We start from the raw sequence: 7133 nt of genomic DNA, 5'->3' as shown, positions 1-7133 counted from the left end.
GGGAGGCCGGGCGGACGGCGGTTCTCGGCGATCCCTCCGGCGCCCGGTTCGCCGTCCATCAGCCCGGCGACTGCGGCGCTCCGGACATCGCCACCGGCCCCGGGATGCTGTGCTGGGCCGAGCTGTACACCACCGACGCCGCCGCGGCCGGGGCCTTCTACCGTGCCGTCCTCTCCTGGGAGACCGACCGTCACCTGACCATCGGCGCCCATGTCTTCTCCCTGGTCCGGCCCCGCGGAGCCGGACCGGCGGACGCCCACTGCGCGGCGGTCGTGCAACTGCTCCCCGGGGCCGTCGAGGCCGGGGCGCGCTCCGAGTGGCACCCCTACATCGCCGTCCTCGACTGCGACGCCACCGCCGCAGCGGTCGCCGCGCACGGCGCCGGCGTCGTCGTCCCGCCGGCCGACGTGCCGGGGGTGGGGCGCGTGGCCCTGTTCACCGACCCCTTCGGTGCCACCTTCGGCGTGATCGCCGCCGGGGCCGCGCCCGACGGGACGGATGACAGCCAACGTGCTTGATGGGACGCTCGAATTGCATCCATCAGCAGTGCAACCGACGTCAGGAGAAGCCGACATGGCCCGTCTCTGGTCCTCACTCGCCGTCGCGGCCGGGCTGTTGGCGAGCCTGGTGCTCCCGGGCACGCCCCACGCCGCGGCCGCCACCCCCGCCGAGCCGGCGACCGGCGTCGGCTGCGGCACCCGCGTCGACCGGATACCCCTCGACACGCGGTACAACCCGCAGACCCACCGCTACGAGCTCGTCGACACCAGACGCGGCGGCCACCGGACGTCCGATCTGCAGGGCGGCACCTGGGGCCAGGGAACCCTCGTCACCGATGTGGACAACGTGTGGTGCGACGGCGGCCGGCAGGCGGCCGCCGTCGACGCGCACTACCTGCACGCCGTCGTCTGGGACTACTTCCTCGGCGTCCACGGACGCAAGGGCGTGCGCGACGACGGCCAGGGCGGCTGCAGCCTGGTGCACTACGGCCGTGACTCCGCCGCCGTCTTCTGGGACGGCCGCTGCCTGACCTACGGCGACGGGATGTACGGCGGGCCTTCGGTCCTCCGGATCGACACCGCGGCGCACGAGTGGGCCCACGGCGTCACGGAGGCGACCGCCGCCCTCGGCTACAGCGGCGAGTCCGGCGCCCTCAACGAGGCCACCGGCGACATCTTCGCCACCGCCGTGGAGTTCTTCGCCCGCAACCCCGCCGACCCGGGCGACTACCTGATCGGCGAGGAACCGGACATCAACGGCAACGGAACGCCCCTGCGCTACCTCGACAGACCCTCGCGCGACGGCCGTTCCAAGGACTACTGGTACCCCGGCATCGGCGGGACCGATCCGCACCTCTCCTCCGGCGTGGCCAACCACTTCTTCTATCTGCTGGCCGAGGGCAGCGGCGCCAAGATGATCGACGGGATGCGCTACGACAGCCCGACCTACGACGGAAAGCCCGTCGCCGGCATCGGCAGGACGGCCGCCGAACGGATCTGGTACCGCGCGCTCACCGCCCATATGACGCCCACCACCGACTACCGGGCCGCCCGCACCGCCACCCTGACGGCGGCGTCCGACCTGTACGGCCAGGACAGTGCCCAGTACCGCGCGGTCGACGCGGCCTGGGCCGCGGTCAACGTGCGCTGACCGGCGCCGGGAGCCCCCCACGGATGGAGCAACGCCGGGTGCCGTCCGCCGGCACCCCGGCCATAGTGGGCGTGTCCCTTACCTGCGCTGCGGAAGCACGAAGGAGGGCTCCATGCGCATACGCCGAATGGCCGGTCTGGCGGTCACACCGCTGGCACTGGCCGCACTCAGCACTCTCGGACCCGCCGCCACCCACGCCGTGGCGGCACCGGCCGACATCGACGTCGATCAATGCCTCGACGGCGGTGGCACCGTCTCGATGCAGTTCGGGAACGACCCCTCGGCGGAGGACTTCCTCAGACTGATCTGCAAGGGCGGTACCCAGGACGGGCAGATCATCAACGACGGCTGATCACCCCGGGACGGGCCCCCGCCCGTCCCGGGGCTTTTCCTCGCGTATTGACATGCACCTGCTATCTTCGCGGGCCGGTCCCGGGGCCGTTCCCGGGCCGGTCCCGGGGCGGGATCGAAGCGGTATCCGGCGGTGCGACCGTGATCGGACACCGCCCGGCACAACGAATCGCCGGAGAACCGGCGAAAGGCGCAACGAATCGACCATTCTCGCGCAACGTCGATGCCTTGTACGGGGGAGTTACCGGACCGTACCGTCAAGGCGTTTAACAAAACCACCCTCCACCGTCCGCCCGCTCGACCCGCTGAAGAGGAACGCATGACGCCGCTGCGTATCGCGCTGTACCAAGGCCCCGGCGGCGTTCCCTCCTCCACCGCGGACGCCCTCGACGCCCTGGCCGGCGCCGCCCGCCGGGCCGCCGACGCCGGCGCCCGGCTGCTGCTGACCAGCGAGCTGTACCTGACCGGCTACGCCCTCGGCCCCGCCGTCCACGACCTCGCGGAGTCCGCCGACGGGCCCGGCGCCCGTGCCGTCGCCGAGATCGCCGAGCGCCACGGCCTGGCCATCGGGTACGGCTACCCCGAGCGCGACGGCGACGCGGTCTTCAACTCCCTGCAGATCATCGGCCCCGACGGCCGCTCCCTCGCCAACTACCGCAAGACGCACCTCTTCGGCGAGTACGAGACGTCCTCCTTCCGCCCCGGCACGGACCCCCTCGTCCAGGCCGACCTCGACGGCCTCCGCCTGGGCCTGCTGATCTGCTACGACGTCGAGTTCCCGGAGGCCGTACGGGCCCACGCCCTGGCCGGAACCCAGCTGCTGCTGGTGCCCACGGCGCTGATGCGCCCGTACGAGATCGTGCCGCAGACGATCGTCCCCGCCCGGGCATGGGAGAGCCAGCTCTACATCGCCTACGCCAACCGCTGCGGTCCCGAAGGGGACTTCACCTTCGCCGGCCTCTCCTGCCTCGCTGCCCCCGACGGGACCGTACGGGCCCGGGCCGGCAGCGGCGAGGACCTTGTCGTCGCCGATGTCGACCCGGACCTGCTCGCGGCATCGCGGGCCGAGAACACCTATCTGAGCGACCGCCGCCCCGAGCTGTACACCTCGCTGCTCTGAGCCCGCTCAAGCCCCAAGCCTTCCAACACCCCTTGTCAGTAGGAGAGTCCAGCCGATGACGTCCACGGTGCCCACCGCCGTCCACGACGAGCAGCATCCCGAGATCCGGACGGCCCCGCCGATCACCATGTTCGGCCCGGACTTCCCGTTCGCCTACGACGACTACCTGGCCCACCCGGCGGGCCTCGGCCAGATACCGGCCACCGAGCACGGCACCGAGGTCGCCGTCATCGGCGGCGGTCTGTCCGGCATCATCGCCGCCTACGAGCTGATGAAGATGGGCCTCAAGCCCGTCGTCTACGAGGCGGACCAGATCGGCGGCCGGCTGCGCACCGTGGGCTTCGAGGGCTGCGACGGCGAGCTGACGGCCGAGATGGGCGCCATGCGCTTCCCGCCGTCCTCCACGGCCTTCCAGCACTACATCGACCTGGTCGGCCTGGAGACCAAGCCGTTCCCCAACCCGCTCGCCCCCGACACCCCCTCCACGGTCGTCGACCTCAAGGGCGAGTCGCACTACGCGGAGACGATCGACGACCTGCCGCAGGTCTACCGCGACGTCGCCGCCGCGTGGAACGCCTGCCTGGAGGAGGGCGCGGACTTCTCCGACATGAACCGCGCCATGCGCGAGCGCGATGTGCCGCGCATCCGCGAGATCTGGGCAAAGCTCGTCGAGAAGCTGGACAACCAGACCTTCTACGGCTTCCTGTGCGAGTCCGAGGCCTTCAAGTCCTTCCGCCACCGGGAGATCTTCGGCCAGGTCGGCTTCGGCACCGGCGGCTGGGACACCGACTTCCCCAACTCCATCCTGGAGATCCTCCGCGTCGTCTACACCGAGGCGGACGACCACCACCGCGGCATCGTCGGCGGCAGCCAGCAGCTCCCGCTGCGCCTGTGGGAGCGCGAGCCCGAGAAGATCGTCCACTGGGCGCCCGGCACCTCGCTGGCCTCCCTGCACGGCGGCGCGCCGCGCCCGGCCGTCACCCGGCTGCACCGCACGGCGGGCAACCGCATCACCGTCACCGACGCGAACGGCGACATCCGCACCTACCAGGCGGCGATCTTCACCGCCCAGTCCTGGATGCTGCTGTCGAAGATCGAGTGCGACGACTCGCTCTTCCCCATCGACCACTGGACGGCGATGGAGCGGACCCACTACATGGAGTCCTCCAAGCTCTTCGTGCCCGTGGACCGGCCGTTCTGGCTCGACAAGGACGAGGAGACCGGCCGGGACGTCATGTCGATGACGCTCACCGACCGGATGACGCGCGGCACCTACCTGCTGGACAACGGGCCGGACAAGCCCGCCGTCATCTGCCTCTCCTACACCTGGTGCGACGACAGCCTCAAGTGGCTGCCGCTGTCGGCGAACGAGCGCCTGGAGGTCATGCTCAAGTCGCTCGGCGAGATCTACCCGAAGGTCGACATCCGCAAGCACATCATCGGCAACCCGGTGACGATCTCCTGGGAGAACGAGCCCTACTTCATGGGCGCGTTCAAGGCCAACCTGCCGGGCCACTACCGCTACCAGCGGCGGCTGTTCACCCACTTCATGCAGGACCGGCTGCCGGAGGACAAGCGCGGCATCTTCCTCGCGGGCGACGACATCTCCTGGACGGCCGGCTGGGCGGAGGGCGCGGTGCAGACGGCGCTGAACGCCGTCTGGGGCGTCATGCACCAGTTCGGCGGCGGGACCGACCCGGTCAACCCCGGCCCGGGCGACGTCTACGACGAGATCGCCCCGGTCGAGCTGCCGGAGGACTGAGCCCGGCCGAACCGGCCACCACCGGGCCGGGCGGCGGCGGACCGCGCTGCGGTTCACCGCCGCTCAGCCCAGGGGGGTGAGGAGGCACCGGCCGACCATGCCGACGCTCGCGTCGAGCCGGTCGGTGAGCTCCTCGGACAGTTCGGGCAGCGTGCGCACGGCCCACAAGGCGCGGAACGAGGCCCAGGCGGCGTTCCGCGCGGCTTCCAGGGTCCAGGAGCCGACCAGATGGGTCAGCGGATCGGCCACGTCCAGCACATCCGGGCCGGGCATGAGCTCCTCCCGGATCCGCTCCTCCATCGCGACGAGCATCCGGCCGATGCGGTGGAAGTCCCCCTCCATCGCGGACGGTTCTAGGCCGCGCGACCGGCAGGTGTCGACCAGCGCGACGGCGAGGTCGTGGCCGATGTGCGCATTGATGCCGGCCAGCGCGAACTGCAGCGGCTTGACAGCCGGATGGCCGCGCAGCTGGAACAGCGGCCGCCAGCAGGCGGGCGGTCGTCCGCCCGATCTCGCCAGGTCCACCGCGGCCAGATAGCGCCCGGCGAAGCGCACGTCCAGCTCGGCCGCCGCCGCCCGGTCGGTGAAACAGCCGGCCGCCACCCGCCGGTTCACCTCCTCGGTGACCGACAGATAGACCCGGTTGAAGACGGCCACGCCGTCCCTCGCCGGCCATGCGGCCTCCAGCGCCCGCATGCGCTCCAGCACACCGTCGATCCCACCCCGGACCCCGGCCCGCGCCGGCGTCCGCACCCCCGTCGTCGTCATACGCACAGCGTGACATTGAACACGGAGAGTAGCCAGGGTTGGGGGAACGGTGCACCGGATCGGGTGACGGCGGGCTCGGTTTGTCCGCCGCGGAAACGATCGACTATGAATCGCCTTGGCCGCCGCCGCACCGTGCGGGGCGTCGCGAAGGGAAGTGATCATGCCGGGCTTCGGGTGGAAGCTGCACGGGGATGGCAAGCACCTGAAGCCGGGGGAGGTGGTCCGGCCGGGAGAGCGGCTTTCCTGGGGGCGTACCGCGGGGCTGGGCGCGCAGCACGTGGTCTCGATGATCGGGGCGTGTTTCGTCGCGCCCATCCTCATGGGTCTGGACCCCAACCTCGCGCTGATGGCCTCCGGCGTCGCGACGATCCTCTTCCTGGTCATGACGCGCGGCCGTATCCCCAGCTATCTGGGGTCGTCGCTCTCCTTCGTGGGGGTGTCGGCCGTCATCTCGAGTCAGGGCGGTGACGCCGGCACCCTGACCGGGGCCCTGCTGATCGTCGGCGCGGTCCTGGCGGCGTGTGGCGTCGTCATCCAGGTGCTGGGCGCGCGGGTGATCCACGCCGTGCTGCCGCCGGCGGTCACGGGTGCCGTGGTCATGCTCATCGGCTTCAACCTGGCCCCGGTGACCGCGAAGACGTACTGGCCGCAGGACCAGTGGACGGCGCTGGCCACGATGCTCTTCACCGGGCTCGCCCTGGTGGTGCTGCGGGGATTCTGGTCGCGGATCGCGATCTTCCTCGGCCTGCTCTTCGGTTACGTACTGTCCTGGGTGCTCGATCTCACCGCCGGAAGGATCCACTCGGCGGACGGCTCCGGCAAGGTGACGGACCACTGGCGGATCGACTTCTCCGGCGTCGCCAAGGCCGACTGGATCGGTCTGCCCGCGTTCCACGCGCCGAGCTTCTCGGCCTCCGCGATCCTCGTCGCCCTTCCGGTGCTGGTGGCCCTCATCGCCGAGAACGCCGGCCACGTCAAGGCGGTCGGCGAGATGACGGGGGACCCGCTGGACGACGAGATGGGCATGGCCATCATCGCCGACGGCACCGCGACCGTGCTGTCGACGGCGGTGGGCGGTCCCGCGACGACGACCTACGCCGAGAACATCGGCGTCATGGCGGCCACCCGGGTCTACTCGACCGCCGCCTACTGGGCGGCGGCCGGCTTCGCGCTCCTCTTCGGGCTGTGCCCGAAGATCGGCGCCGTGGTCGCGGCCATCCCGGGGGGTGTGCTGGGCGGCATCACCGTCATCCTGTACGGCATGATCGGCCTGCTCGGTGCGCAGATCTGGGTCCGCAACAAGGTGGACTTCGCCCAGCCCCTCAACCTCGTGCCGGTCGCGGCGGGCGTCATCGTGGGCATCGGTGGCGTCAGCCTGAAGGTCAGCAGCAACTTCGAGCTGAGCGGCATCGCACTGGGCACGCTCATCGTGCTCACCGGCTATCACTCGCTGCGCTGGCTGTCCCGGGCCGCCGGGCGGCA

General features: G+C 71.1%; 7 protein-coding genes. 6 read left to right on the top strand and 1 reads right to left on the bottom strand.

Features of this window, described 5'->3' with window-relative positions; all coding sequences use genetic code 11:
- The 5 genes from AB0K09_RS27195 to AB0K09_RS27175 form a co-directional block, all read left to right on the top strand.
- Positions 1 to 518 (top strand): VOC family protein (locus AB0K09_RS27195; RefSeq protein WP_366068046.1); only part of this gene is annotated, 518 nt, incomplete at its 5' end.
- A complete protein-coding gene (locus AB0K09_RS27190) occupies positions 499 to 1650 on the top strand; it encodes a M4 family metallopeptidase (protein WP_366068045.1) in 1152 nt (383 codons plus the stop codon). The genes AB0K09_RS27195 and AB0K09_RS27190, both read left to right, overlap by 20 nt.
- 112 nt (positions 1651 to 1762) lie before the next feature.
- A complete protein-coding gene (locus AB0K09_RS27185) occupies positions 1763 to 2002 on the top strand; it encodes a hypothetical protein (protein ID WP_366068044.1) in 240 nt (79 codons plus the stop codon).
- A 318-nt stretch (positions 2003 to 2320) separates the two neighbouring features.
- Complete coding sequence (locus tag AB0K09_RS27180; protein ID WP_366068043.1) at positions 2321 to 3121, top strand: carbon-nitrogen hydrolase family protein; 801 nt, start codon at positions 2321 to 2323, stop codon at positions 3119 to 3121.
- A gap of 55 nt (positions 3122 to 3176) precedes the next feature.
- Entirely contained in the window at positions 3177 to 4883 is a 1707-nt protein-coding gene (locus tag AB0K09_RS27175) for an NAD(P)/FAD-dependent oxidoreductase (protein WP_366068042.1), read from the top strand.
- Between the two features lie 63 nt (positions 4884 to 4946).
- On the opposite strand, the gene AB0K09_RS27170 is transcribed toward AB0K09_RS27175, so the two are convergent.
- The gene (locus AB0K09_RS27170) at positions 4947 to 5651 is read right to left on the bottom strand and encodes a DUF5995 family protein (RefSeq protein ID WP_366068041.1); all 705 of its coding nucleotides are present in this window, start codon (positions 5649 to 5651) and stop codon (positions 4947 to 4949) included.
- 160 nt (positions 5652 to 5811) lie between these two features.
- Here AB0K09_RS27170 and AB0K09_RS27165 point away from each other — a divergent pair.
- The coding region (locus tag AB0K09_RS27165) for a solute carrier family 23 protein (RefSeq protein WP_366068040.1) at positions 5812 to 7133 on the top strand (1322 nt) is incomplete at its 3' end.

The sequence above is a fragment of the Streptomyces sp. NPDC049577 genome (genome assembly GCF_040675635.1).
In the GTDB taxonomy this organism is placed as follows: Bacteria; Actinomycetota; Actinomycetes; order Streptomycetales; family Streptomycetaceae; genus Streptomyces.
Note: the sequence above shows the minus strand (reverse complement) of the source record. Positions and strands in the feature narration are given on the sequence as shown.

What these genes read in the sequence shown, in the direction of transcription:
- AB0K09_RS27190 (WP_366068045.1), top strand. Translation starts at nt 499, where the DNA reads ATGACAGCCAACGTGCTTGATGGGACGCTCGAATTGCATCCATCAGCA.
- AB0K09_RS27185 (WP_366068044.1), top strand. Translation starts at nt 1,763, where the DNA reads ATGCGCATACGCCGAATGGCCGGTCTGGCGGTCACACCGCTGGCACTG.
- AB0K09_RS27180 (WP_366068043.1), top strand. Translation starts at nt 2,321, where the DNA reads ATGACGCCGCTGCGTATCGCGCTGTACCAAGGCCCCGGCGGCGTTCCC.
- AB0K09_RS27175 (WP_366068042.1), top strand. Translation starts at nt 3,177, where the DNA reads ATGACGTCCACGGTGCCCACCGCCGTCCACGACGAGCAGCATCCCGAG.
- AB0K09_RS27170 (WP_366068041.1), bottom strand. Translation starts at nt 5,651, where the DNA reads ATGACGACGACGGGGGTGCGGACGCCGGCGCGGGCCGGGGTCCGGGGT.